This window comes from Glycocaulis sp. (genome assembly GCF_052168375.1).
Lineage (GTDB): Bacteria > Pseudomonadota > Alphaproteobacteria > Caulobacterales > Maricaulaceae > Glycocaulis.
Genome location: NZ_JBQLZR010000318.1, coordinates 1 through 24,689, shown reverse-complemented (window position 1 = coordinate 24,689; position 24,689 = coordinate 1). Strand labels below are relative to the sequence as shown.

Sequence of the window (24,689 nt, the reverse complement as noted above, 5' to 3'; positions counted from 1 at the left end):
GGAAGGTGACCTGGATCACATAGCGCTCGCCCTCGAAGGGTAGATGGCCGTGCCAGGAATTGTCCGAGCGCAGGAAGGCAAAGACCTGACCGGCCAGCGGCGGCACCTGCGCGGCATAGTCGGCAAAATCATCCGGGCCGTTGAGCACGCGGATGCAGCCGGCATCGCTCTCGTCCCAGTGCTCATTGAGATAGAGCAGCATGGTGAGGATTTTCGATTTTGAATCGTTGTGGATCGGACCGTCGGAGAGCTTTGACACGCGCCGCACCGTCACCATGCGCGGCTTGTCGGACAGATCGATACCCAGCTTCTCGCCCAGAATTTCGGCCAGGCGCGGGCTGAGCAGGTCTTCGGTCACTTGCGCGAACGCGCCCTTGCGATCCAGCTTGGAGAGCGGCAGGTAGCCCGGCTCGTTGATCGCGGGGTAGTCGGCGCGGATCTGGGCGGCCTGCTCCGCTGTCACCACGTTTTCTGCCATCAGATAGGTGTAGGGCTGGTGCTGGACCGGACCGGCGGCAAGCGCCTCGAAATTCATCATCGTGGTGGCGGTCATGATGGGTCCTTTGCAACCGTCTGCCGTACTGTAAGTTCTATCTACTATCGCTATCATGCCGGTTCAATCGGCCTGCGCCGCCTTGCCGCTGCGCGTTGACAGGAGCACGACATGAGCCAGCCCGACACCATTATTGACGGCCGCAAGAAGGATCTGGGCGGCTTTCAGGTCGCCCGCGTGCTGCCTTTCGCCAAGAAGCGGATGGTGGGCCCGTTTGTTTTCTTCGACGAGATGGGCCCTGCCCGTTTTGCGCCGGGCAACGGGATTGATGTCCGCCCGCACCCGCATATCGGGCTCGCGACCGTCACCTACCTGTTTGAAGGCGCGATGCATCATGCCGACAGCCTCGGTGTATCGCAGGAAATCCTGCCCGGCGCGGTGAACCTGATGATCGCAGGCAGCGGTATCACGCATTCTGAACGCACCGATCCGGAGGTGCGCGCCCGCGGCTTCTCGCTGCATGGCATCCAGACCTGGATCGCCCTGCCGGAGGCACGCGAAGAGGACATGGCAAGCTTTGAACATCACAGCGCGGACACGCTGCCTGTCTTCGTTGAGGGCGGGGCGACCATCCGCCTGATCATCGGCACGGCCTACGGCCACACTGCCCCGACGACGATGCTGTCACCGACCATATATTTTCATGCCGAGATGAAGCCGGGAAGCTGCCTCACCCTGCCTGAAGGTCATGACGAGCTGGGCGTCTATCTGGTTTCCGGCGATGCAAAGGTTGATGGCACAGCGCTGGAGCCTGGCCAGATGGGCACGCTCGATGGCGGAACGGCGACCGTTTCCAGCGAAAAAGGCGCGCGTGTAATGGTGCTCGGCGGCGCGGTCGTCGGCAAGCGCTTCATCGAATGGAATTTCGTCTCCTCGCGCAAGGAGCGCATCGAGCAGGCGAAGGATGACTGGCGCGCAAGCGCTGCAGGCGGATGGAAAGGCACACCCTTCACCCTGCCCGAAGGCGAGAATGAGTACATCCCGCTGCCCGGCGATGAATTGCCGGAGCCGCCCGCGCCATCGAAGGATTGCCCGACGACCTAGTCCTTGCTGTCCAATGCCCGCAACCGGGCCGCAAGATCACTTCGGACATGCAGGAAGTCGAGAATATCGACCGCGCTGCCAGTGCGCCTGAAGATGATGAAATGCATCGACGCCCGGCGGTATCTGATCTCGTTTGAACCTGATCCTATAAGGTCTTTGACACTTCGTTCGAGCGGTGAGACTGAAAGCAGAGACTGGCAAACAGCTATCAGTTCGAGACGATAGGCATCGGCTTGCTCCGGCCCGAAACGGCTATAAGTCCAGTCGGCAATATCGATCAGCGCAGACCCAGCGCGGAGCGTGAACCGGACGGCCATTAGCTCCCTTTGCGGGCATTATTGCGCTGCAAGCCTTCCGCAAAGGCCCGGTTTATGACTGCCTCCACGGTGCCTTCGGCGAACCGTCCGGCGTCTGCCTGCGCGATGCTCTCATCGAGGCGCGCTTTCAGGCCAGCCATCTCGGCTTCCTCGCGCTCCAGCAGCCGCAAACCAGCTCGCATGGCTTCGCTGACATTCTGGTAGCGCCCACCGGCTACCAGACGATCGAGCATGTCTGCCTGCTTGTCGGTAAGCACGACATTGCGTGTGACCATCGATTACCCTCCGGCTTCGCACGTTGGCATAATATGCCAACTCCCCGCGAATTACTACTCCGGCAAGGCCGCCTCCAGCGCCTTTCCGGTCACGAGATAGGTGGCAAAACTCGCCAGCCAGTGGCTGCCTTCGTAATGCTCCTCTGACACGGAGGCGATGCCGGCCTCGCGGTGCTCTGCTGCGGCAGCGAGAAGAGAAGCGATGCGCGTATCGCCTTCCGGCAGCCGGGCAGCGATGGCCTCGAGGTTCCACGCGCGTGACAGGTTGAAACCATCGAGGTGCACCAGCTTGCCATCGGTGGGGTCGAGGACCACGCCGGGTCGTATCCAGCCTGCGCTGCCATCTTCGGGAATCTGCGGCATGAAGGCGGAAAGCCAGTCGGAGAATTCCGGGCGCGTCATCACGCGCCGCATCAGGTCGGCTTCCATCAGGCAGGGGGACAAAAAGTCCTCGCCCGAAGGCTCGTAGGCGAGCGGGCAGTTCACATCTTCGCGGTGGAAGGCAAGCGTCTGGTCCACCAGCAGGGTCTCCAGCTGGCCGTGACCGGTCTGGCGTGCCCAGTCGAGCGCCAGCGCGAAGCCGAAGGCGGTCTGGTTGTGGGTACCTGAACGCACCGGGTAAACGAGGTTGGGGAGCCATTCCAGATAGCGGTTGACCGCCACGGCTTCCATCGGCTCGAGGATTTCCGCCCAGCGCTGCGCGTCTGCATCATCAAAGCTGCGAAGCTCTGCTGTCAGTTGCAGCAGCCACGCCAGTCCGTAAGGGCGCTCGAACGAGGCACGGCCGGGCCCGGCCATGTAGGCGGCCTCGATCTCGGCTGCCTCGGCCGTGAAGCTGGTTTCAAGTGCCTCGCGCGCGGCACCGGCAAACGGCGCATCTGGATAGAGGCGCAGAAGGCGCACCAGCAGCCAGTGGCCATGCACGGCAGAATGCCAGTCATAGCAGCCATAGAAGATGGGGGTCAGCTCGCTTGGCGGCAGGGCGTCCGCGTCCGACTGCAGCACATGGGCGATCTTGTTGGGGTATTCGCGGTGCACGCATGACAGCGCCAAGGCGGCAAACCGCTCGACATCGGAAACGTCCAACATGCCTGGTTCCTCCTGTGCCATTGCTGGCGCTGCCAGCAGGCACGCGCCCATCATCATCCCCGCGGCACTTTGCGCCCAAGCCTTCATGGTCTTGCCTCCTCACACCAATTCGCCGCCGCAGCCTAGGCAGAGAGACCGGGCAGGGAAAGGGCTGCAGGTTGCGCACTTGGCGCGGCAATACATTCGGGGCTAGAAGATAGCCACGCACGACAAGGCCCCGGCAAGCGGGCCAGTCTGAGGGAGAGATCATGTCTGAAGCCGCAACGCCGATCCGCGATCTGCGCGATCTGGGCATTACCCGTCCGGGCAAGCTCAACATCAACTGGCTCGAACCTGCGCTCTATGAAGAGTCGATCCGGCGCGGCGAGGGCCGTGTCGCGAAAGGCGGCGCTCTGGTCGTCGAGACCGGCCAGCACACCGGCCGCTCGGCGCGCGACAAGTTCACCGTCCGCGATGCCACGACCGAATCGCATATCTGGTGGGACTTCAACACCTCCATGAGCCCTGAGCATTTCGATGTGCTGTGGGGCGACATGCGCGCCCATATGGAAGGGCGCGAACTGTTCGTTCAGGAGCTGTTTGCCGGAGCGGACCCGGCCCACCGCCTGCCGGTGCGCATCGTGTCGGAGCTGGCCTGGCATTCGCTCTTCATCCGCCACCTGCTGCGCCGGCCCAATACCGATGAGCTGGAGGATTTCGCGGCGGAGTTCACCATCGTGAACCTGCCGAGTTTCCGCGCTGACGAGACCCGGCACGGGACCCGTCACGGTTCGGAGACGGTCATTGCGATCAACTTCACCGAGAAGCTGGTGCTGATCGGGGGTACGTCCTATGCGGGCGAGACCAAGAAAGCGGTCTTCACCATCCTCAACTATCTTCTGCCTGAAAAGCACATCATGCCGATGCACTGCTCGGTCAACAAAGGCGAGAAGGGTGACGCGGCGGTCTTTTTCGGCCTTTCCGGCACGGGCAAGACCACGCTGTCGGCTGATCCCAAACGCACCCTCATCGGCGATGACGAACATGGCTGGTCCGATACCGGCCTGTTCAATTTCGAGGGCGGCTGCTACGCCAAGATGATCCGCCTGTCGAAGGACGCCGAGCCGGATATCTACGCCACGACCGCCATGTGGGGCACGGTGCTGGAAAATGTGGTGATGGACCCGGCCACCCGCGCGCTCGATCTCGACAGTGCGGCACTGGCGGAGAACTCCCGCGGCGCCTATCCGCTGCACTACATCCCCAATGCCTGCGACAAGAATACGTGCGGCCACCCGGCAACGCTGGTCATGCTGACCTGCGATGCGTTTGGCGTAATCCCGCCGATTGCCCGGCTGACCCCGGCGCAGGCCATGTATCACTTCCTGTCCGGCTATACTGCAAAAGTCGCCGGCACCGAGAAAGGCGTCACCGAGCCTTCGGCCACCTTCTCCACCTGCTTTGGCGCGCCCTTCATGCCGCGCCACCCGGCCGAGTACGGCAATCTCCTGCGCGAACTTATCGCGCGCCACGGCGTGCAGTGCTGGCTGGTGAATACCGGCTGGACGGGCGGCGCATATGGCGTCGGCCATCGCATGCCGATCCGGGCCACGCGCACCTTGCTCAATGCGGCCATTGATGGCTCGCTCTCGGCAGCGCAGTTCCGCAAGGATCCGGTGTTCGGATTTGATGTGCCGGTTTCGGTTCCGGGCATCGACCCCGCGATCCTCGATCCGCGCCAGACCTGGTCGGACGCCAGTGCCTATGATGCGCAGGCGCTCAAGCTGGCCGACATGTTTGTCGCGAACTTTGAAAAGTTCGAGACCCATGTCGATCCAGCCGTACGGAGTGCCGCACCGAGCCCGGACGCCATACGCGCCGCCGCCGAGTAGGCGGAGCGCCGTCTTGGCCAGCAGGATCGAAAGGCTGCGCCCCGGCGAGGACCAGGCCTTTCGTGACTGGCTCGCCCTGTTCGGCAAGGCGTTCGAGGAGGCGGAGACCTATACCGGCGCTATGCCGTCCGCACCATATCGCGACCGGCTTTTGTCGGACCCGAACTTCATCGCGCTGGCAAGCTATGACGGCGGCCGGCTCACCGGCGCGCTCGCGGCCTACACCCTGGTCAAGTTCGAGCAGGAACGCAGCGAGATCTATATCTACGACCTCGCCGTGGATGAGGCCTACCGGCGGCAGGGGCTCGGCGAGGCACTCGTCAACGAGACGCGCCGTATCGCCCATGATGTGGGCGCCTGGGTGGTGTATGTGCAGGCAGATCATGTCGATCCGCCTGCCATTGCGCTCTACACAAAGCTCGGCGCCCGCGAGGACGTCTTGCATTTCGACATGACGCCGCTGAAGCGGATGTAAGTGGTCTCGTCATTCCGGAAAGCCCGTCAGGGCTTATCCGTAACCCAGCCTTACTTTGATCGCTGGGTTCCGGGTCTCGCCTTTGGCTCGCCCGGAATGACGAAAGAAACGACAGAGTCCCTTTACGCGCTCTGGCGCTGACCACCCTGCCCGCCGCCTGGCTTGCGCCGGCGATTGCGTGAGCGCTTCTGGCCGCCGCCTGCGCCCTGTTGCTGGCCGCGGTGACCATTGCCACCCTGACCACCGGAGCGCTGGCCACCCCCGCCACCGCCGCCGCGGCGCTGTCCGCGCTGGGGCTGCACCGGACGGGTCGGACCACTGATCGGCGGGGCATCATTGAGCCCGCGAATAGAAAGCCCGGTCAGCTTCTCGATGTCCTGAAGCAGGCCGCGCTCGTCCGGTGCGACAAGGGCTACGGCCCGGCCTTCGGCGCCGGCCCGCGCAGTGCGGCCAATCCGGTGCACATAGGATTCCGGCACGTTGGGCAGTTCGAAATTGACGACAAGCTCCACGCCATCGATGTCGAGGCCGCGCGCGGCGATATCGGTGGCGACCAGCACGCGCACATCACCGGTCTTGAAGGCGTCGAGCGCCTTCTCGCGCTGGTTCTGGCTCTTGTTGCCGTGAATGGCCGCAGCCTTGTGGCCGAACTCGACCAGAAATTTCGTCACCTTGTCTGCGCCGCGCTTGGTGCGCGTGAAGATGATGGTGCGCTTGCGGGTTTCCGGTGCCATCAGATCAATCAGGGCCTGACGCTTCTCGGCGCTCCCCACATAAAGGACGGACTGCTCGATGCGTTCGACCGGGCGCGATTGCGGGGTCACGGCAACGGTCACCGGGTCACGCAGGAAATCATCGGCGAGCGCGCGAATGGGCGGCGGCATGGTGGCCGAGAACATCACGGTCTGGCGCGGCTTGCCGACCATGTGGAGGATTTTGCGAAGTGCCGGCATGAAGCCGAGGTCCAGCATCTGGTCGGCTTCATCGAGCACGACCAGCGAGGTCAGGTCGAGGCGCGCCTTGCGGTCGGCCACATGGTCAAGCAGACGGCCGGGCGTGGCCACGAGAATATCGAGCCCGCGCGCCAGAGCCCTGATCTGCGGACCATGTTTCACACCGCCGAACACCACGGCATGGTTCAGGCCCGTATGGCGCCCATAGACCTCGATCGAGGCCCCGATCTGGGCAGCCAGCTCGCGCGTCGGTGCGAGGATCAGCGCCCGGCAGGAGAGACCCGGAGCCTGCTTCTTCTCGGCCATGAGGCGTGTCAGTATCGGCAGCACGAAGGCAGCCGTCTTGCCGGTGCCGGTCTGGGCGATGCCGACGACGTCCTTGCCCTGCAGCAGCGGCGGAATAGCGCGCGCCTGGATGGGGGTCGGGGTCTCGTAGCCTTCCTCGGCGACGGCGCGTTCAATCTGCGCGGCAAGGCCGAGTTCGGAGAATTTCGTCATTTCAATACCTTTCAGACGGGCGCGCAACGCATGCGGCAGCCCGTGGGGGAGCGTTTTCTTTTTTGACAACTGCGCAGATCAGCCGCCGGTTTGGGGATGGAGCCGCCACGCTGGCGGACCCTTTAATCCCACGCCCGGACTTGTCTGGCGGATAGTCCGCCACCGGTCCGATCAGGCCGCGCTTGAAATCCGTATCGGGTTTCTCTACGCGCGCGGCACTTATGCGCTGGGCCGGGGTATGCGCGTGGTTTGCGGCGAATGCAAGGCCAATTGTCCTGCAACCGGTGAGAGCACGGTGACACACGGCGTTTGTAGCTGGCGCATTTGGGCATTACCGTGCAGCAATCATCCAGAGGCTGTGACGTGCCGATGCCCACCACGCGACAATGGCTGGCATGCCCGATGCAAGGCCCGGCGGCCTTGACCGGCAAGGCGTTTGCCGGGTGTGTGACGGTGCAGGCGTGCAGGAAGGACGGCGTCCGGTGATTTCGGGTAACCCAGACCAGATCTTTGACTGGCCCCGCCCCGTCAAGCGGGTGATCCTGACGCTTGTCGATGCGGTCTTCATCGCCGTCGCCTTTCTGGCTGCGATGGTGCTGCGTCTGGACAGCCTGCACTGGATCGGGGCCATCCAGATATGGACTGCGCTAGGACTGGCCATACCGGCGACACTGCTGATCTTCGACAGGCTGGGCATCTATCGCACGGTCGTGCGTTTCATCAGCCTGCAGGCCCTCAAAGCTATCGGTCTCGGCGCGATCCTGTCTGCTGGCTTCATCCTGATCACCAGCCAGGTTTTCAGTCTGGACGTCCCGCGCTCGGTCCCCTTCATCTACGCGCTACTTCTGATCGGACTTGCGGGCGGTGCCCGCTTCCTCGTCCGCTCCATCTTCCAGCAGCGCCAGTCCCTGCAGAAATCGCGCGTCATCATCTATGGCGCGGGCATGTGCGGCCGGCAGGTGCTTGTCTCGCTGCAACAGGATTCAGGCTATCTGCCCGTCGCCTTTGCCGATGACAGCACCGATCTGCATGGCGCGCATATTGGCGGGCTGGAAGTGTATCCACCGTCTGCCATTCCCTCGCTGATGGCGTCCACGGGGGCGAAGACGATCCTCCTTGCCATCCCCAGTGCCACGCTTGGCCAGCGCAAGCGTATTCTGGCGGAACTGGAAAAGCTGCCCGTACGCGTGCAGACCATTCCCGACATGCGCGACATCGTCGCCGGGCGGGCCAGCGTCAACGAGATCCGCCAGGTCGCTGCAGAAGACCTTCTCGGCCGGGAACCCGTGCCGCCAGATCCTGCCCTGATCGGGGCGAACATCACCGGCAAGGTCGTCATGGTGACCGGCGCGGGCGGCTCCATCGGATCGGAGCTGTGCCGCCAGATCGTGCGCCAGCAGCCCAGCCAGCTCGTTCTGATCGAACAGTCGGAAATCGCGCTTTACGAGATAGAGCGCGAATTGCAGGCCATGGCCTCCAAGGAGGGGCTTGCGCTTTCAATCACGGCTCTGCTGGGGTCGGTGCAGCATGAAGGGCGCATGGGCACGGTTCTCTCCCGGCTGGGCGTCAACACGATCTTCCATGCCGCCGCCTACAAGCATGTGCACCTGGTCGAGGAAAACGTCGTCGAGGGCCTGCGCAACAACACGTTCGGAACACTGACCATGGCACGCGCGGCCATGCAGGCTGGCGTAGACATGTTCGTGCTGGTCTCGACCGACAAGGCGGTGCGCCCGACCAACATCATGGGGGCTAGCAAGCGCATGGCGGAGCTGATCTGCCAGTCGCTGGCGGCCGAGCCTTCCAACACGCGCTTTTGCATGGTGCGCTTTGGCAATGTGCTGGAATCCTCCGGCTCGGTCGTACCGCTCTTCCGCCGTCAGATTGCGGCCGGCGGGCCAATCACCGTCACCAATCGCGACGTCACGCGCTATTTCATGACCATCCCCGAAGCGGCCCAGCTCGTCATTCAGGCAAGCGCGCTGGCCGAAGGCGGGGACGTGTTCGTGCTCGACATGGGTGAACCGGTGAAGGTCTATGACCTTGCCCGCCGGATCGTGCGCCTGTCGGGCCTGACCCCCTTTGTCGCTGGCGAACCGGGCGCCGAGCAGGGCGATATCGAGATCGTGTTCAGCAAGCTGCGCCCCGGCGAGAAGCTCTATGAGGAACTCCTGGTTTCCGAGCAGGCCCAGCCCACCCGCCATCCACGCATCCTGACCGAACCGGTGACCTCCATGGCCTGGTCAGAGCTGGAACCTGTGCTCCAACGGCTGCGCATGGCCTGCGAGAACTATGACATCACCAATATCCGCAACATTCTCGTGCACGCGCCCACCGACTATGCGCCGGATGCCCGCGTCGCCGACCGCATCTGGCGGCTGACTTCGCGCAGCGCTGCAGCGGAATAGCCGCCCGGCACGCCTCAGGCGATGCTGGCGATCCAGAAAGCGTATTTGGTGTCGCCGAACTCTTCGCTGACCCGGACCGGACCCGGCTCGTTTACCGGACGGTCCGCGCGAATGTCTGATGGCGCTATGCCAAACCGCGCCCGGAAGCTGCGCGAGAAGTGGGCGGCATCGCTAAAGCCATACTGGAAAGCAATCTCCGCCACCTGCCGGTGGAGGTTCGAGGGGGAAGCAAGATCCGTGAAGGCACGGCGCAAGCGCATTTCCCGGATATAGGCCGCAATACCGCCGCATGGCTCAAACAGGCGGTAAAGCCGCGCCCGGGACACGCCCGAGGCCTGGGCGACAAGGTCAGGGCCGAGCGCCGGAAGCCCCAGATTCTCCTTGATGAAGACCTGCGCCTTTAGGAGCAGGGCATGATCGACCAGCGCGGGCGGATCATCAGGATTGGTCCGTGCACCGTTCAAGGCCAATGCAGCCAGATCGAGCAGAGGCCGCGCCGCGCCCGGCGCATCAGCAAGCGAAAGCCCGCCAGATGCCTTGCACAGAGACACAACGTAATCGCGCAGGAGAAGCCCCACGCTGCTGGCTGAATCGAACACGTGCCCGTGGGCACTGTCCAGACGGTTCAGGAGTGGCGCCAGCCGCCGGCGCGGAATGAACACGTTGAGGATTTCATAGTCGGTCGTCTGAGAGCTGAACGTGTCACCATGATCAAGGACTACAAAGTCGCCCGGACGGGCGCTCTTCTGCCGCTGGCCGCAGACCATATCCACCGACCCCTTGAGGAAGACATGGAACTGGTAATGGTCGATCCCGTCACGGGCGATCCGGCCCGGCGTCCGGGAGAATTGCTGCGCGCCCAGCTTGCAATGATTGATCAGAATCCCGTCGAGCAGAAAGCTGTCGACCTTCGCAAAGAAGCGCTCTTCGGTCTTTTCGTCATACGGGCTGACGTCGAAAACGACGCCGATATTCTCGCGCCAGGCAGAAAACCGCCCAAGCGGGGAAATGCCCCGCGTGTTGAAGTGTGAAGTTTCTATCAGTGCCATCAAGCTGCCCCGAAGCCCGGCAATCCCCTCCGGAGAGTATATGATTACTCTCTTTCAGACTAAGGTGAAGGTATATTCTGGGATGGCGTTTACGACATTCGTAGTGCCCTTAACCTCCTTCCGGTCTTTCCTCTGCGTCTCAATTTCTTGCCCCTCCGTCTCATTCGCCACTCGGCCGTCGAGACTGGCTCGCCGCTCGTGCAAATGTTCCCGCATCGCCGCGCGGGTATGACCGGCGGCCGTGTCAGTGGATGCACACTCCAAGCGTGTGTATCGCTTCAATTGCGGGATTGATCATGACGGAAAACAGTTTCGGGGCGCTGCTGCGGGCAGCGGGTTGCGTTTCCATGCTGGCGATGGCCGTGGCTGGTGCTGCCGCCCACGCCCAGACGCAAGGCAATCCGCCCGATATCCGGTTTGTGCGCGGGACCCCGGGTCAATCCGTCTTCTGGACGATCTATACCTGGAACCCGTCACCCTTTCCCGGTGAGTGCATCGAAGAACGGTATATCAACCTGCCCGGCCAGCAGGCTCGGCTGGATAGGCGCGGGCGTGCCACCAACGGCTTCTGCAACCGCGACTGGCAAGGACAGGCCAGGCCAATAGAAGCCGCGCAGCGGCTGAACCTGGTGCCGTATGACGGACCTGCGCTTGGCCGCGTCGCCGTGGAAAACCGCGCATCAATGTGGAGCGGGTTTTCGCCCTATCGGCCTGTATGGGAGCGAAACTCCGGTCGCAACCTTCAGTCAGAGGGTAGCGGCCTCGAAAACACGAGCCGCTATGCCTACCGCCCGCCCCAGGCCGTGTATCGGCGGGTATCCGGTCCCAATGGCGAGCAGCGGTGCGAGTTTTACATCCCGACTGGCCGCGTCATCGGCCTCAGCAGATCGCCGGAGGTGCGCCACACTGTTCCGATGGTCGCTTGCGACCGGTTCGATGCAGGCGAAAGCGTCCGCTCCATACGCGACAGACCGCTGCCCCGGCCACCCCTTCCAAGCCAGCCGGTCCCGCCATGGCTCGCCGAACCGAACAGGCTTACTGTGGCATCCGGAGCTGAAGGCGGCTTTTCGTTCAGCCGTATCCCGCAGGCCGGCGCCTTTGCGCGCACCAACATGATCCTCAACGACTTGCTGACGCCGGGCGATGCAGTGGATACGAACGGCCTGCTTCCCAATGTTGTCTTTGTCGACATATCGGAGCCGTCAGGGGGTGGGACGTGCAGTGGCACCCTCATCAATCGCCGCCAGATTCTCACCGCCGCACATTGCGTCGACACAGGCGATGTCACGGGCATTCGGGTGGGGTTCGGATCGCCGATGGATTCGCCGCCCTTCAACGTCATTTCGGTCAGCTATCATGAGGAGTGGGACGGCGACCCCTATTTGGGTCGGGATGTCGCCGTGCTGACGCTGGACGATCCAGTCCAGTTTGTGGCGCCTGTGACCCTCGCCGGCCAGGGCGATACCGAGGGGCTTCTGGGCAGTGAAGTCTTCCTTGGGGGGTATGGCTCCTATGGCAACCCTGCCACCGGGATTGTCAGTGGCGGTGACGGGCTTCGCCGGATAGGGCGCAATACGCTCGATTTCGTCGGCTATATCGACGACGTTCCGGTCCTGCGTGATCTTGCCGGACCGGGTGTCCGCTATCCGCTTCTGTCGATTGATCTTGATGATCCAGCCGGGGCGGGCCCAAACGTTCTGGGCGGCGGCGCCATTGACGGCGAAGCCATTGCCTCGCCGGGCGATAGCGGCAGTGGCCTCTTCATCAACACACCCGACGGGCCGGTGCAGATCGGGATCGTATCCTTTGGTTACGGTCTCGCTGATCCATCCAATCGCTTCACCTACGGGGCTTTGGACTTCTACACCCCGGTCTTCGCGTTTCGTGACTGGATTGATGCCGCCTCACCCTTCGTGCAGGTCTCACGCGCAGGCGGCGATGGTAGCTGGGCCGACACGGCACACTGGCAGGGCGGTATAGTTCCCGAGAACTATTCGGGGCCCTTCCGCATTGCAGCGGGACCGGTCTTTACCCCCCTCTACGAGGTTTTCCTTGATGGCCCGGGTACAACCCGCATCGAGGATCTCGACGTCTTCGAGATTGATGCCCTGACCCTGTCGCACATTGATGCCCGTCTCGAAATTGCGGAACTCGGCATTCTGGTTGCGGAAAGCTTTACCGACATCACCGCCGGCACGATTCAGCTCGACGGGATACTCGGCACCAGCCAGGTGCGCGTCGGCGAAGCGGGGCAATTGCTGGTCGGCGAAGAGGGGGTGCTGGTCGACACCTCGCTGACCTTCGACGGAGGGATTTTCCAGCAAGGCGGCCTGATCGACGTCGCCGGTACCGTCATCACTGACGGTGTCGTCCTGACAGGCGGTGAATTCCATCAACGCGAAGGAGCCGAGCATTTCGATTATGGCGGTACACTGAACCTCGGCGGGCGCCTCGATATCGATGGGTATTGGGATACCTTGCTGTTCACTCAGCTGGACGGCTTCACCAATGTCGGCACGACTGGCACGCTTTACGACTTTGATGGCCAGACGCTGATCAGTGGCGGGATCCTGAATGTGGACGGCGTTCTCGATACGCTCGCGCTCATACAGGATGGCGGCATGATTTCCGGCCGCGGCACGATCCGGGCTTCCGACATCTTCATCCAGTATGGCGGCGCGATCATGCCGGGCAGCACGGCGCCGGGCACACTTACGATCGCCGGCAATTACTACATGGATTCCGGTGCATCGGGCGTGTTCAGCCTGAACCGCGATCCGGCACTCTCCAGCAGCCTGTTCGTCGATGGCTGGGCGGAAATCTACGGCACGATCATTCCGGTGTTCGAACCTGAACTGCCTTCACGCGGTGACAGCTTCGTACTGGTGCGGGCAACCAATGGCACCGGCGGCAACCCGACGCTGGAACGTCCGGCCTTCTCAGCGATGATCGACTTCCAGCTGAGCTTTACCGAAGACAGCCTGATCCTCTCGCTGATCGCGCGTGACTTTGCAGACTGGGCGTCCTCACCGCAGCAAAGGGCAGTCGCAACGGCGCTTGATGCGGCCCTCCTGCCCTTCGACGGCGACCTTCCGGGCGGGAGCTTTGGCGAGCTGGTTACCGCACTCGACTACCTGCCGGAGGGCAGCGACGTGTCGCTGGCTCTGGAGAGCCTCAACCCGACCGACACCTTCATCCACGACCGGTTTGGTTTCGCCCTGTCGCGGGTTCAGGGCAATCTGCTATCCGGGCGCATCCAGGCGCTGTCCCGCGGCGAACAGGGAGGGGTCAGCATGATGACCTCGCGCGGATCGGGAGTGACGCGGCTTGCCAGTCTTGCAAAGCAGGATGCTCCTGCCCCGGCACACGAGTGGGACCGGCTTGACGACAATACGGGCGTCTTCCTCAATGGCAGCTTCAGCACTGCGAGTTACGACCTTGTCAGCGGTGAAACCGACGCGGACATGGTGTTCGTGGGCGCAGGCTTCGACCATCGTATCGGGGAAAATGCGCTTCTGGGCCTGTCGGCTGGCTATGGCCGGTACGATGCCAGCGGACGCTATCTGCGCAGTGAAGGCGAATCCCTGTCGGTAGCCGTCCATGGCGGCATTGCCACCGGCAGGCTGCGCGCCAGCGCCTATGCGGGCTATGCGCTTCTCGACTTCAAGACGTCACGGCCGGTCTTCCTGGGCGCACCGGCTGCAGGCGGCGCGGTTCTCGATGCTGTTGCGGATACGGGTGCCTCCCAGTTCATGGCAGGCCTTGATGCGGAGCTGAACCTTGCAGGGGAAGGCTTCAGCTGGGGTCCGGCCCTGCGCTTGCGCCATGCCACAACCGACTTTGACGCCTATGCCGAGACCGGCGCTGGCATTTTTGGCGCCGTGGTCGATGCCCGCAGCGAGACCGAAACGCTCGCCGGCTTTGGCGGGTATGCGGCGCATAGCTTCAGCGGCACCAATTCCGGCGAGATATTCGCCCGTATCTTCCATCAGGTGCTCCTAGATGGCGATGCCGGCACGGCCCGCGCCACGCTGAGCGGTGGTCCGGTGAGCTTCCCGGTTCAAGGGCTCGCTTCCGACGACCGGTTCTTCACCGTGGAAACCGGTTTCCGGATGGAGCTTGGCCAGCGATGGAGCCTGGAAGCGGATATCTCGGCCGACTTCGACCGCGATACCGGAAACGAGACAACACTGTCCGCTCAGGCACGTTGGCGCTTCTAGGAGGGATCAAACAGGGCAGCCGCGAGCCGGTTAAGGTCGGCTCGCGGCTGCCCATTTTTCGGGCCCGGCGAACTAACGCCTAACTCCCCTGCTTGCGCACATAATCGATAGTGGCGCAGATCTCGGCGTGGAGCGTCCGGTTGAAGTTCCGGTCTTCGGGGTCCGCCTCGGCCAGCCGGCGGAAATTCGGCTCCAGCCTTTCAAACATGGGAAGCAGTTCGGGAAAGCCGCGAAGCGCTGCCAGAGCTGCAATCTGAGACGGCACGAAGGTTTCATAGCCGGGCTGGCCATCGCCACGCGGACGGCGCGCATCACCCATGCCGACTGCGTTCTGCATCAGCTTGTACATCAGTTCCAGTCGGGCGCATTCGACCTCTGACTTCTTGGCACGCGCATGGACAATGACGGCGATCACAACGCCGCCGACCGCCAGCAGCACCGAGATTATCGAGATGAGGAAGGCGTAGGAAGCAATGGTCTCTGCAATGGCTTCATTCATCGGGGCGGCTCCAGTTAAATGAGGGATATGATCATCCCCCGCCTCCCGGTGACGCTGACACACCGGAGAAGTTGCGGATACAGGTTGCGCACACTCAAAGGCAATCGCGACATTGACCGCCAGACACGAAAAAGCCCGCCAGCAGAAACTGGCGGGCTTTCTCTTTGGGTGCGGGGGCGCGCACCCTACGTTATCGAACCGCTGTTCCGCATGTGTTCATGGCGTGAGACAGCCTCTCGTTGTCATCAATGTGTCATTAACCACACTCTTGCAGTGGGTTGTAGGGCTTCCTAAATGCAATCGGATTTCTAGCGAAGAGCCCCCGAGGTAGCCGCCCCGGGGACCCTCTTTTCGCCAGAACCTTGCGCTCTATGACCGGAGGACAGCAAGGCACAGCCAGTGCAGAACGGTTCATTAGCCGCTCTATCATGTGAGTCAAGGCCTCCGGTTTTTCTAGCTCCCCTACTGGGGACGGGCTGAGGAGGCCCATCAATATGACGAAACGAAGCACACCACCGCTGCGCCCTGGCCAAACGGCACCGTTCTCCGGGCAATATGAAATTACCGGCCCACGCGGAGGCCGCACGGGAGAAGAACGCACCGTCGTTCGAGGCGAACCGATGCCGCCGACACCCCAAGCCGGGCAGCGTTACACGTTAGTTGATCCCACCAAAAATGGATCAGGACGGAATCGTTAATGTAAAGGATGCCGGCGGGGTGCCCCGTCGGCATCGCTATTCACTATAAGGAATAACTCTTTGGGTATTGCGGACGACTTCAAGATATTTCTCGGAAACATCAAGATTGATAATGATGCCACTATTTCTGCACGGTACGGAGAAATCACCTCCGCATTGAACAGAACTTTTCGTGACACCGAATCAAAGACGGCTAATAGCCTTCAGGTAGGTTCCTATGGTCGATGGACGGCGATCAAGGGCGTGTCCGACCTCGATATGATCTACATAGTCCCTGCGGGGGCTTGGGACACCTATAAAGCAGGCGGCCAATCAGCACTCCTAAGAGCAACAAGCAAAGCAATTTCAGACCGCTACCCGCGGACTACGGTCAAGGTCGACCGCTTGGTTGTGCAAGTCGTCTACAAAGACTTTCAAATCGAGGTTATGCCTGCCTTTCGGCAAGAGGATGGAAGCTTCAAGTACCCTGACACTGCGAATGGTGGCTCTTGGAAAATCACGAAGCCCCAGGCCGAGCTCGACGAAATTAAGGCCGCTAACGATCGCAAGAACCGAAATCTTAGGCGTCTCTGCAAGATTGCACGGGCTTGGAAGAATAAGCACGGCGTGCCCATGAGCGGCCTGCTGATTGACACTTTGGCCTATAATTTTCTCGAAAATACAAACGAGTACGATGAAAAAAGCTACTTGTACTATGACCATATGTGTCGGGATTTCTTTAAGTTCTTGTCTGAACAGCCAAATCAATCGGAATACGCTGCTCTGGGAAGCCGGCAGCGCGTACGTGTCAAAAAGCGGTTCGAGAAGAAGGCTAAAGAAGCTTATGAGCTAGCCTTGAAAGCTATTGAGGCCAACGGTCAGGCAAACGAACGACAGAAATGGCGGGACATTTTCGGCAACGCATATCCCCAGCCGGAAGCTAACCGAGTGCAAGAGGCGGCCTATAGCGCTAAGGGATTTCGTGAAACGGAAGAATTTGTTGAGGACCGCTTCCCGATTGACATCCGGCACAGCATGCGGATCGACTGCCGTATTAGTCAGAACGGTTGGCAGCCCACGCAACTCAGCGACCTTTTGGCCAAAAAGGCAATCATCCTCCGGCAGAAAACGCTTCACTTCTATGTCGCGAACCCTAAGGAGCTTCCGTCGGGCGTCGAAATATATTGGAAAGTACTGAACCGAGGTGAAGAAGCGGAGCGCCTTGATAAAATCCGGGGTGAAATTACCCGAGACCGAGGAAGCTGGGAACAACCTGAAACCTCTGACTTCCGCGGCGAACACCTCGTGGAGTGCTATGCGGTACTAAACGGCACCGTAGTCGCGCGCGACTCGATACTCGTCCCCATAAGCTCAAAAGCCGCAGAGGAAACTGGTCATGCGTCCTGACTCAGAAATCGCGCTGGAAGATCAGATACGGGAATGCTTCGGGCGGACCGTATACACCCACAAAACCCATGAACGCATGGCCGACATCTGCACCGATACTTTGTCCTTTTGGAAAAAGTCTCAGATTTTTCTTGCTGCAATTACTAGTACCGGAGCAGTCAGCGTCGTCTTCTTTGTACCGGTTTGGATCGAATACGCCACTGCAGCAGTCGCTCTGGCAGCCACATTCACGTCAGGTTACCTGAAGAGCTTCGATCCCGGTGGTGCCGCTCAAAAGCACCGCGACACGGCCGCAAAGCTCTGGAATATCCGTGAATGCTACCAATCACTGCTAACCGACCTATGGAGCATCAGCCGAGAGGCCGCAATTGCGAGACGAGACGAACTTCAAGCAGCTCTTTCTGCGATTTACTCAACCGCGCCTCGGACCAATTCGAAGGCATATAGAGACGCGCAGAAGCGTTTGAAGGAACTTGAGGACATGACGTTCAGCGATTGTGAAATCGACAGTTTTCTTCCTTACTCACTTAAACGCTCTGGCGGACGCCCGAGAAATGGAGAAGCCTCTAACTAGAACCTCTATTTAGGATGGTTCCCGCAGCGTTCCCCTTATTATCAGCTCCTTGGCCATGTGTCCCTTGTCGGGGCCGATGCCGTAGATGACCTCGACCTCCTCGAAGCTGGCCCAGGCGAAGAGCTCCCGGATCTCTGGCCGGTCGTTAATCGACAGGATGAACCGCCCCTTGATGCCCTGCAGCTGGGAGGCCAGCGTGGCGAAGTCTTCGCGAGCGAACAGGCCTTTGCCGTAATCCTCCTCGCCGCCCCAGTAGGGCGGGTCGCAGTAGAACAGCGTCTCCGGCCGGTCATAGCGGTCGATAAACTCGCCATAGCCCAGGCACTCTACCGTGACGCTGGCCAGACGTGCGTGCAGCGCCTCGAGGCGCGGCACGATTGTGAGTAGGTTGAACGCAGAGCTGGCAATCGGATCAACACCAAACGCCCTGCTGGTCACCTTTCCACCATATCCGACCGCTTGCAGATAAAGGAAGCGCGCGGCCCGCTCGAGGTCAGTCTGAGCATCCGGGTTAGTGGCCATCAGACGCTCGAAATCGGTCCGCGTGCTCAACTGCCAACGCAGCATCTCTACGAACGGAACATAATGGCGCTGCAGGATGCGGAAGAAGTTCGCGACGTCGCGCGATCGATCATTGATCACCTCGACGCGCGCCTTGATCCGGCGGCGCAGGAAGACCCCGCCCATGCCGATAAAGGGTTCGGCATATAGGCGCGGCCTCTCGCTATCGATCAGGCGCACCAGACGCCTTGCGAGATTGCGTTTTCCGCCAAGCCAGGCCGCGGCGGGCGCGACCGGATCGACGGCAATATCCCCGAAAAGATCAGGGGAGGGACTCGACTCCATGGGAATTTGATCCTGTTATGTTCCGCGCCGGTCTGGCCGGTGGCGGGAAAGAAAGCAGGCCCGGGCCTGCCAACTTGAGGGGGATCGACCCTCGGTTTGGGGCGTTGCAGCGCCCCTGCCCCCGCCTCTCCGGCGGGGGAGCTTCAATGACCAGAATGTTCGTTTATGCCGCCCTGTCCGAATGCCCGCGCTGCGGGCGGCGGGCAGGCCGCAAGCTGGACCCGGCCCTTCGCTCTCATGAGCTGGTCAGCGTGATCCAGCGCCTGCGCGTGCGGGCGCGGTGTTCAGCTTGCGGCGAGCGGCCCTCGATAGAACCGCTCTGGTCAGGCCCGCCTCACTCTGTACCGACGCAGGAAAGCGAGGTCGCCCGCCTGAAATCGTGCGAAGCTACGTTCGATTACCACTGCCGCACACGCGGACCCCTGCAAGGCTGGGCGCAAGAGCGACCGGCGAACGGCGTTCGCTGATGACGAGCGCGTGCCTTTCGCGCTATCCAGCTTCGGCAGCTTGAGGGAGGTTTTCGATGCGTCGCGAGATTTTAGCGCTGGGCGGGCTGATTGTGCTTGCCGGATGCGCGTCCGAGCAGGAAGCACCCACGTCCACCGACACGCTTAGGATTGCGGCCTGGAATGTTGAACACCTGACAGCTGTCGATGGCACAGGCTGCGCGGCCCGCACCGCCGCCGACTATCAGCGGATGGCAGGCGTGATTGAACAGGTCGATGCCGATATCTGGCTGCTTCAGGAAGTCGAAAACGAGCAAGCGCTGGCGCGCGTATTTGATCCGGCAAGCTGGATCTTTTATGTAGAAACCCGTCCGGCCGGTGTGCCAGGCGACTACCCGCCTTGCCGCGGCCGGGACGATGGCACGCGCCTGACGATGCAGGCGACGGCAATTGCCGTGAGGCGCGAGGTCGAACACAGCCCCCTGCCCCAATTTTCCGAGCTGGATGTCGATGGCGCCGACCGGTTGCGCTGGGGCGTCGGGGTTACACTGGAAGGCGAGACTCCGATTGATCTCATGAGCGTGCATCTGAAGTCGGGGTGCTTCACCGGCTCGAGCGCCGAGGCCTGCGATACATTGCTAGGCCAGATCCCGGTACTGGAAAGCTGGATCGATCAACGCAGCGCGCAAGGCCGCGCCGTAATCGTAGGCGGCGACTTCAATCGCAGGCTGGAAAGCGATGGCGATGCCGTCTGGATCGATTTGAACGACGGCACACCCATTGGACTTTCGATTGCCGGCGCCGGTACCGGGCCTCGGTGCAATCCGCGCTATCGCGAATTCATCGACTTCCTGATCCTCAACGAAGCGGCTGAAGAACAGATGGTGCCCGGATCTTTCCGCGAGACCACGTTCACCGGCCCGCGCGAGCAGCACCCGTCAGACCATTGCCCGATCGCCGTTGAAGTCGTTCGCTAGGAGTCCGCGAGGGCTTCGATCGTCTTCACCAGGCGGACGCGGACATTCTTGTCCTTGATCCGCATCAGGCTTTCTGCGGCCCGAAGTGCGACGGAGTCGTACAGAACCGAAGCGGCATCACCCTTCGGCTCGAACGCGTTCACGTTTGCGGTGACGCCTTCAAAGAACCAGGCGACGTTCACGCCCAGTGCCTGAGACAGCTCAAAGAGCTTGCCTGCGCTGATGCGGTTGGCACCCCTCTCATACTTTTGCAATTGCTGAAAGGTGATGCCCAGTCGCTCGCCGAGCTCTTGCTGGCTCAGCCCCATCGATTGACGCTTCAACCGGACGCGATGACCGACGTGAACGTCTATCGAGCTTGCCTTGCGTTTCTCATGATCACTCATGCCCCACCTCCACCAAGACCGGAACGCCTCACCCCTAGATGGTATCACTAGAGGAGTCACTAAAGAAAGTTGTATCTAGCCCTTCAATTTGGCACAAATTGAGGCGCGGGCGGAGCACTCGGCAGATATACCGGGGCAAGATAGGAGCGGCGGCAGTCAATGTCGAAGCCGGGGTCCAGCGCGTTTATCCAGGATGCCTTCGATTTCGTCGAAGCCACCGAGACTATCGACGACATCGAGACGCTCAACCGCACGTTCGCGCAACGCCTCTCGGTACATGGCTTCACGACATTCGCCTGCGCGGGCATTACCGGGCCTGGCGGCGCGATCCGGAATGAAGAGTTCTTCGGCCGGCCTCACAGGCAGTGGGAAGCACGTTATTTCTCGAAGGAATACTTTCGCCAGGACGCCGTCATTCGCATCGGGTGGCGAACCAACAAGCCGTTCTTCTGGCACGAGATCCAGAACAATCACGTCTTGCGTCCGGAAGAGCAGCTACTGTTTAACGAGGCCAGCGAGTTTGGGATAGGAAACGGCTTCATTACGCCCGTGCGCAATTTCGACGGCTCGTTCAGTGTCGTCAGTATGGGCGGGCAAGAGATCAACGACGATCCCAAGGCCCGAACGGCCTTGCACCTCATGTCGCTGTATTTCGCAGGTATGGGGCGGCGCCTGAAAATAGAAAACGATCTCGACCGCTGGACAGATCTTACGACCCGGCAGCGGGAAATCATCACTTTGCTGGCTGCAGGATATAGGCAATCGGAGATCGCGGCCCGGTTGGCTTTGTCCGAACGCACGGTGGAGACCCATCTGGCGCTCGCGAGGATCAGGCTGAATGTCGCAACGACACCGCAGCTCTGTGTCGAAGCCCTCCGGCTGGGGCTGATTAACCCGTAAGGGGTGCCAGCTCCCCCTGAAAAGCGAATTTGTTACGGGATTTCCCGGAATGTAGCGCGCAAATGCGCTCAATACACTCGCCTTCCGTTAACCATGGAGGCGAAAATGCTTGCCCATATCGTAACCCCCGCCAATCGCGGGCTTTACCAGCGACAGCTGGACCAGATGCATCGGCAGCGCCGAAAGGTCTTTGTCGAGCAACGCGGCTGGACCGCCCTCGACAATGGCTCGCCGCTCGAGATCGATGACTTCGACCATGAGCACACGAACTACATCCTGCTTCTCGGCGATGTCGGCGAAGTTCTGGCGTCCTGCCGTGTGACACCAAGCTGGAAACCGCACCTCAATCAGACCCTGAGTGCATTCATCTCCAGAACCGAACTGGCAACCGGTCCGGGCGTCTGGGAAATCTCCCGCTGGATAGCTGGCCCCGGCAAAGACAAGCGCACCGATACGCAGTGCCGTGCCTTGATGCTGGTCGCCCTGGCCGAATTCTCGGTGTCCCATCAGATCGACGCCTATGTCGGCTGCATGGATCTCCATCAGGTCAACCACATGGCGGAGATCGGCATTCACGTCGACTGGCTTGGCGAGCCGCGCGAGTACGGCGAAGGCACCGCCGTCGCTCTCAGGGTGGCAGCTGGCCAGAAGAAGCTCGATCTCGTGCGCAAACTTTTCCGGGTCGATGCGCCGGTTACAGTGATGCCGCCGGCTTGGACGTCTGACCGGTTCGTCGACTCCAAGGCCTTCTCGATCGTCCAGCGGGCCTTCGAATGTGAAGACGCCGACGAGCTCGAGCTCCACCTCGAAGCGATGACCGCCGTTTCCACGCGGCGCTGGCTCGCCAGCGGCAATGAGCCGTCCATCGCCACCCTTCTCACCGAAACAAAAGGACATGCGTAATGACGCGCGACATCCAATACGTGCCGGCATCCGCTCCGGCTGAAGAGATCACCGCCATTTTGAAAGCTGACGGCGTAGTCGTCCTCACGGGCGCTGCAACCGCTGACGAGGTCAATATCGCCAATTTCGAACTCGAACCGTACATCCGGCGAACGCCGACCGGGAAAGGCTTTTTCTACGGCGAGACCACACGGCGCACGAGCGCACTGGTCGCCAAGTCCGAGACGATGGCTGACTGGGCTATCCGGCCTGGCATTCTTGGGCCTTGCGAGGCCGTGCTGAAAGAAGAGTGCAGCTCGATCCAGCTAAACCTGACCCAGCTGATCCGCATCGAGCCAGGCGAGCGGCCGCAGATCATGCACCGTGACGAAGATCTCTTTCCGATCGCCCGGAAGGCCCCCGTCGAGCTGATGATCAACTGCATCTGGGCACTGTCACCGTTCACGGCTGAAAACGGCGCCACCCGGGTCGTGCCGGGAAGCCATACCTGGGACAAGGATCGGCTTGCCGAGCCGCATGAAGTGCGCCGCGCCATCATGAACCCGGGCGACGTGGTGATCTTCCTCGGATCGACGCTCCACGGCGGCGGCGCGAACACCTCTGATCAGCCCCGAACCGGCGCAGTAATCAGCTATAATCTGGGCTGGCTTCGCCAGACGGAGAACTTCTTCCTCTCAGTGCCTTGGGAGAAAGCGGCAGCCATGCCTGAGCGGCTCCAGCGGCTGCTCGGCTACCAGATCCATCTGCCCAATGTCGGCTGGGTCGAGGGCCGTGATCCGCTCGACTGGATGAATGCCGGCAGGCCTGACGTCATGGAAGCGCGCGACGCGCTGACACCAGAGCAGGAGGAGCTGGTCGCCATCGTTGGCGAACACCCGGAGCTGATGGCCCCATATCTGGTTTGACAGAATTCCAAAAACGACATTCGCCCGCCTTCCGGAAGGGAGGCGGGCGTTTGCATTTTGAAACTCATATTTCAAACTAACGCCGAAATCGGGCCCAGTTTCGTTGCGCTGGCGGCGGCATCCGGGTGAAATTTTGGAGTTATTTTTCCAAAAACCCTCTCAGCAACCGTTGGCCTGAAATTTTTTTGGTCTCGCAAGTTACGTCGCTGCCACGTGAATCGATCTGTCAAGCGCTAACCGCCGAAGAAACAGTCGGTTAGACCGTTGACGCTACCAACGACGTTTCAGATTCTATGTCCCGTAATGAAGACTGTTACTCGACGATTCGCGTTCCGAAGCTGAGCGGGCTGGAGCCAGCCAGTTTGCCGACAAAGCGAGAGGACATTGAGTTTTCCACAATCGCGAAATGTAGGGGAAAAGCGCAAGCAAGCAGTTGCACCGCAACATGGCGACTGAGCATCATCTGCCTGTGGTTGATTCCACCACACAAAAGCACGAGGCCCCGAGCGTTGCACCGCCCAGGGCCTCAAAAGACAGGAGTAAATCTTTGCAGGTCTCTCCCTTTTTGCCCCCCGTAGAGGAGCCTCTCCAATGAGCCATGAACGCCCCCGCACAGTCAATAGAGAAGCGTGCTCAGCGGGGCCACTTTTCAACCATCTCAAGGGCATTATCGACCATGTCCGGCGGCTTGAATGGCTCGCCACGAAGGCCATGTCGTTCGCCCGCTGGTTAGTCGATTGGCTGGGCCTTTCGCGCCTCGATGATTGGGTGAGTGGTCCCTTGGCGCACGCCTAATTGCTCCCCCGCTCTCGGCATTCCGCCATGGCGATCCAGAGCACCCCGTAATTCGCATAAAGCGCATTATAGGCGGCGCGCTGGCCTTCGCCCCCTCCTCGATTCGCCCTGCGGTTTGGTCCTCGCGAACGGCGTTCGTTGAAACCTTACGATTTCACCTTGCCTTACTTATTGCCAAAACCTTAAGCTGCGAGTTATCCGGCCACGTTGGCTGAAACTAACAAAAGACCGGCTTACGGTCTTTCTGGGCTATGGGGATAATTAATGGTTTCGACTAAGCTTTTCGCCGTTTGCCTCGCAGCGGCAACGGTATCTGCGTGCGCTACTACCGGTTACAATCTCACGCCGGTGCAAACGGCAGCTGAAGAGATCCGCTATGATCGCGGTTTCGCTACGGCTACCTCTCACGGCGAGTTCAGCTCGGTTCAAGTTTACGCCGCAGGTGCAGAACAAGACCGCCGCCTAGCGTTTGACGTGGCCATCATGAATTATGGCGACACACCTATAAATTTCGGCGTCGAGAACGTGACAGTCGTGACTAATGGCATGTCGCTCGGATTTTACACCCGGGAAGAACTTGCCGAGGAAGCACAGCGCCGAGCGAGGAACCAGCAAGTCGCTG

At 61.1% G+C, this 24,689-nt stretch carries 21 protein-coding genes and 1 pseudogene; 13 read left to right on the top strand and 9 right to left on the bottom strand.

Translation table 11 applies throughout. The annotated features are described in order from the left end of the window. A partial coding sequence (locus ACTS2Z_RS13245; protein ID WP_442573682.1) for a 2OG-Fe(II) oxygenase occupies nt 1–553 on the bottom strand: 553 nt, incomplete at its 3' end. Between the two features lie 111 nt (nt 554–664). Here ACTS2Z_RS13245 and ACTS2Z_RS13240 point away from each other — a divergent pair. Further along, nucleotides 665–1,597 (top strand): pirin family protein, encoded by a 933-nt coding sequence (locus ACTS2Z_RS13240; RefSeq protein ID WP_442573681.1) that lies wholly within the window; start codon nt 665–667, stop codon nt 1,595–1,597. Here the strand turns inward: ACTS2Z_RS13240 and ACTS2Z_RS13235 are convergent. Genes ACTS2Z_RS13235 through ACTS2Z_RS13225 form a run of 3 tightly spaced genes read right to left on the bottom strand, consistent with a single transcriptional unit; the run spans nt 1,594 to nt 3,278 of the window. After that, a complete protein-coding gene (locus ACTS2Z_RS13235) occupies nt 1,594–1,914 on the bottom strand; it encodes a type II toxin-antitoxin system RelE/ParE family toxin (RefSeq protein ID WP_442573680.1) in 321 nt (106 codons plus the stop codon). The two genes, ACTS2Z_RS13240 and ACTS2Z_RS13235, sit on opposite strands and share 4 nt — an antisense overlap. Further along, nucleotides 1,914–2,189, bottom strand: a complete 276-nt coding sequence (locus ACTS2Z_RS13230) for a type II toxin-antitoxin system ParD family antitoxin (RefSeq protein ID WP_442573679.1) — start codon at nt 2,187–2,189, stop codon at nt 1,914–1,916. Before ACTS2Z_RS13230 ends, ACTS2Z_RS13235 begins: the two co-directional genes overlap by 1 nt. Before the next feature lie 54 nt (nt 2,190–2,243). Continuing rightward, nucleotides 2,244–3,278 (bottom strand): DUF2891 domain-containing protein, encoded by a 1,035-nt coding sequence (locus ACTS2Z_RS13225; protein WP_442573678.1) that lies wholly within the window; start codon nt 3,276–3,278, stop codon nt 2,244–2,246. A gap of 248 nt (nt 3,279–3,526) precedes the next feature. Here ACTS2Z_RS13225 and ACTS2Z_RS13220 point away from each other — a divergent pair, with 248 nt between their 5' ends. Then, nucleotides 3,527–5,149 carry a phosphoenolpyruvate carboxykinase gene (locus ACTS2Z_RS13220; protein ID WP_442573677.1) on the top strand — a complete coding sequence of 541 codons (1,623 nt, stop codon included), beginning with the start codon at nt 3,527–3,529 and terminating at the stop codon, nt 5,147–5,149. A gap of 13 nt (nt 5,150–5,162) precedes the next feature. After that, a complete protein-coding gene (locus tag ACTS2Z_RS13215; protein ID WP_442573676.1) occupies nt 5,163–5,624 on the top strand; it encodes a GNAT family N-acetyltransferase in 462 nt (153 codons plus the stop codon). A gap of 122 nt (nt 5,625–5,746) precedes the next feature. On the opposite strand, the gene ACTS2Z_RS13210 is transcribed toward ACTS2Z_RS13215, so the two are convergent. After that, complete coding sequence (locus tag ACTS2Z_RS13210) at nt 5,747–7,075, bottom strand: DEAD/DEAH box helicase (RefSeq protein ID WP_442573675.1); 1,329 nt, start codon at nt 7,073–7,075, stop codon at nt 5,747–5,749. Nucleotides 7,076–7,470: 395 nt separating this feature from the next. Here ACTS2Z_RS13210 and ACTS2Z_RS13205 point away from each other — a divergent pair, with 395 nt between their 5' ends. Then, on the top strand, nt 7,471–9,483 hold the full coding sequence (locus tag ACTS2Z_RS13205; RefSeq protein WP_442573674.1) for a nucleoside-diphosphate sugar epimerase/dehydratase: 2,013 nt from the start codon (nt 7,471–7,473) through the stop codon (nt 9,481–9,483). Between the two features lie 14 nt (nt 9,484–9,497). On the opposite strand, the gene ACTS2Z_RS13200 is transcribed toward ACTS2Z_RS13205, so the two are convergent. Next, entirely contained in the window at nt 9,498–10,532 is a 1,035-nt protein-coding gene (locus tag ACTS2Z_RS13200; protein WP_442573673.1) for a helix-turn-helix domain-containing protein, read from the bottom strand. Between the two features lie 296 nt (nt 10,533–10,828). Here ACTS2Z_RS13200 and ACTS2Z_RS13195 point away from each other — a divergent pair, with 296 nt between their 5' ends. Then, nucleotides 10,829–14,752 carry an autotransporter domain-containing protein gene (locus tag ACTS2Z_RS13195; protein ID WP_442573672.1) on the top strand — a complete coding sequence of 1,308 codons (3,924 nt, stop codon included), beginning with the start codon at nt 10,829–10,831 and terminating at the stop codon, nt 14,750–14,752. Nucleotides 14,753–14,831: 79 nt separating this feature from the next. On the opposite strand, the gene ACTS2Z_RS13190 is transcribed toward ACTS2Z_RS13195, so the two are convergent. Next, on the bottom strand, nt 14,832–15,251 hold the full coding sequence (locus ACTS2Z_RS13190; protein WP_442573671.1) for a hypothetical protein: 420 nt from the start codon (nt 15,249–15,251) through the stop codon (nt 14,832–14,834). 758 nt (nt 15,252–16,009) lie between these two features. Between ACTS2Z_RS13190 and ACTS2Z_RS13185 the strand changes: the two genes are divergently transcribed. Beyond that, nucleotides 16,010–17,335 carry an SMODS domain-containing nucleotidyltransferase gene (locus tag ACTS2Z_RS13185; RefSeq protein WP_442573670.1) on the top strand — a complete coding sequence of 442 codons (1,326 nt, stop codon included), beginning with the start codon at nt 16,010–16,012 and terminating at the stop codon, nt 17,333–17,335. Then, nucleotides 17,325–17,909 (top strand): SLATT domain-containing protein, encoded by a 585-nt coding sequence (locus ACTS2Z_RS13180; RefSeq protein WP_442573669.1) that lies wholly within the window; start codon nt 17,325–17,327, stop codon nt 17,907–17,909. Before ACTS2Z_RS13185 ends, ACTS2Z_RS13180 begins: the two co-directional genes overlap by 11 nt. 9 nt (nt 17,910–17,918) lie before the next feature. On the opposite strand, the gene ACTS2Z_RS13175 is transcribed toward ACTS2Z_RS13180, so the two are convergent. After that, complete coding sequence (locus ACTS2Z_RS13175) at nt 17,919–18,755, bottom strand: DNA adenine methylase (protein WP_442573668.1); 837 nt, start codon at nt 18,753–18,755, stop codon at nt 17,919–17,921. 146 nt (nt 18,756–18,901) lie between these two features. Here ACTS2Z_RS13175 and ACTS2Z_RS13170 point away from each other — a divergent pair, with 146 nt between their 5' ends. Both ACTS2Z_RS13170 and ACTS2Z_RS13165 read left to right on the top strand, forming a co-directional pair. Then, nucleotides 18,902–19,222 carry a hypothetical protein gene (locus ACTS2Z_RS13170; protein WP_442573667.1) on the top strand — a complete coding sequence of 107 codons (321 nt, stop codon included), beginning with the start codon at nt 18,902–18,904 and terminating at the stop codon, nt 19,220–19,222. A 56-nt stretch (nt 19,223–19,278) separates the two neighbouring features. Further along, nucleotides 19,279–20,178: an endonuclease/exonuclease/phosphatase family protein gene (locus tag ACTS2Z_RS13165; protein ID WP_442573666.1), complete on the top strand. Its 900-nt coding sequence runs from the start codon at nt 19,279–19,281 to the stop codon at nt 20,176–20,178. Here ACTS2Z_RS13165 and ACTS2Z_RS13160 read toward each other — a convergent pair. After that, nucleotides 20,175–20,564, bottom strand: coding sequence for a helix-turn-helix domain-containing protein (locus tag ACTS2Z_RS13160; RefSeq protein WP_442573665.1), 390 nt, complete (start codon nt 20,562–20,564; stop codon nt 20,175–20,177). The genes ACTS2Z_RS13165 and ACTS2Z_RS13160 overlap by 4 nt on opposite strands. 159 nt (nt 20,565–20,723) lie before the next feature. On the opposite strand from ACTS2Z_RS13160, the gene ACTS2Z_RS13155 reads away from it, so the two are divergent. The 4 genes and pseudogenes from ACTS2Z_RS13155 to ACTS2Z_RS13140 form a co-directional block, all read left to right on the top strand. Continuing rightward, nucleotides 20,724–21,464, top strand: coding sequence for a helix-turn-helix transcriptional regulator (locus ACTS2Z_RS13155; RefSeq protein ID WP_442573664.1), 741 nt, complete (start codon nt 20,724–20,726; stop codon nt 21,462–21,464). A 105-nt stretch (nt 21,465–21,569) separates the two neighbouring features. Then, nucleotides 21,570–22,367, top strand: a complete 798-nt coding sequence (locus tag ACTS2Z_RS13150; protein WP_442573663.1) for an acyl-homoserine-lactone synthase — start codon at nt 21,570–21,572, stop codon at nt 22,365–22,367. Then, complete coding sequence (locus ACTS2Z_RS13145; RefSeq protein WP_442573662.1) at nt 22,367–23,272, top strand: phytanoyl-CoA dioxygenase family protein; 906 nt, start codon at nt 22,367–22,369, stop codon at nt 23,270–23,272. The genes ACTS2Z_RS13150 and ACTS2Z_RS13145 overlap by 1 nt, the downstream gene beginning before the upstream one ends. Nucleotides 23,273–24,331: 1,059 nt before the next feature. Continuing rightward, a pseudogene (locus tag ACTS2Z_RS13140) lies at nt 24,332–24,689 on the top strand (hypothetical protein); the annotation flags it as partial.

Bases quoted from the DNA above. Each gene is read 5' to 3' on its own strand.
- ACTS2Z_RS13175 (WP_442573668.1), bottom strand. From the start codon at position 18,755: ATGGAGTCGAGTCCCTCCCCTGATCTTTTCGGGGATATTGCCGTCGAT.
- ACTS2Z_RS13195 (WP_442573672.1), top strand. From the start codon at position 10,829: ATGACGGAAAACAGTTTCGGGGCGCTGCTGCGGGCAGCGGGTTGCGTT.
- ACTS2Z_RS13190 (WP_442573671.1), bottom strand. From the start codon at position 15,251: ATGAATGAAGCCATTGCAGAGACCATTGCTTCCTACGCCTTCCTCATC.
- ACTS2Z_RS13235 (WP_442573680.1), bottom strand. From the start codon at position 1,914: ATGGCCGTCCGGTTCACGCTCCGCGCTGGGTCTGCGCTGATCGATATT.
- ACTS2Z_RS13240 (WP_442573681.1), top strand. From the start codon at position 665: ATGAGCCAGCCCGACACCATTATTGACGGCCGCAAGAAGGATCTGGGC.
- ACTS2Z_RS13155 (WP_442573664.1), top strand. From the start codon at position 20,724: ATGTCGAAGCCGGGGTCCAGCGCGTTTATCCAGGATGCCTTCGATTTC.
- ACTS2Z_RS13205 (WP_442573674.1), top strand. From the start codon at position 7,471: ATGCCCGATGCAAGGCCCGGCGGCCTTGACCGGCAAGGCGTTTGCCGG.
- ACTS2Z_RS13230 (WP_442573679.1), bottom strand. From the start codon at position 2,189: ATGGTCACACGCAATGTCGTGCTTACCGACAAGCAGGCAGACATGCTC.
- ACTS2Z_RS13165 (WP_442573666.1), top strand. From the start codon at position 19,279: ATGCGTCGCGAGATTTTAGCGCTGGGCGGGCTGATTGTGCTTGCCGGA.
- ACTS2Z_RS13180 (WP_442573669.1), top strand. From the start codon at position 17,325: ATGCGTCCTGACTCAGAAATCGCGCTGGAAGATCAGATACGGGAATGC.
- ACTS2Z_RS13150 (WP_442573663.1), top strand. From the start codon at position 21,570: ATGCTTGCCCATATCGTAACCCCCGCCAATCGCGGGCTTTACCAGCGA.
- ACTS2Z_RS13200 (WP_442573673.1), bottom strand. From the start codon at position 10,532: ATGGCACTGATAGAAACTTCACACTTCAACACGCGGGGCATTTCCCCG.
- ACTS2Z_RS13145 (WP_442573662.1), top strand. From the start codon at position 22,367: ATGACGCGCGACATCCAATACGTGCCGGCATCCGCTCCGGCTGAAGAG.
- ACTS2Z_RS13160 (WP_442573665.1), bottom strand. From the start codon at position 20,564: ATGAGTGATCATGAGAAACGCAAGGCAAGCTCGATAGACGTTCACGTC.
- ACTS2Z_RS13170 (WP_442573667.1), top strand. From the start codon at position 18,902: ATGACCAGAATGTTCGTTTATGCCGCCCTGTCCGAATGCCCGCGCTGC.
- ACTS2Z_RS13220 (WP_442573677.1), top strand. From the start codon at position 3,527: ATGTCTGAAGCCGCAACGCCGATCCGCGATCTGCGCGATCTGGGCATT.
- ACTS2Z_RS13225 (WP_442573678.1), bottom strand. From the start codon at position 3,278: ATGTTGGACGTTTCCGATGTCGAGCGGTTTGCCGCCTTGGCGCTGTCA.
- ACTS2Z_RS13210 (WP_442573675.1), bottom strand. From the start codon at position 7,075: ATGACGAAATTCTCCGAACTCGGCCTTGCCGCGCAGATTGAACGCGCC.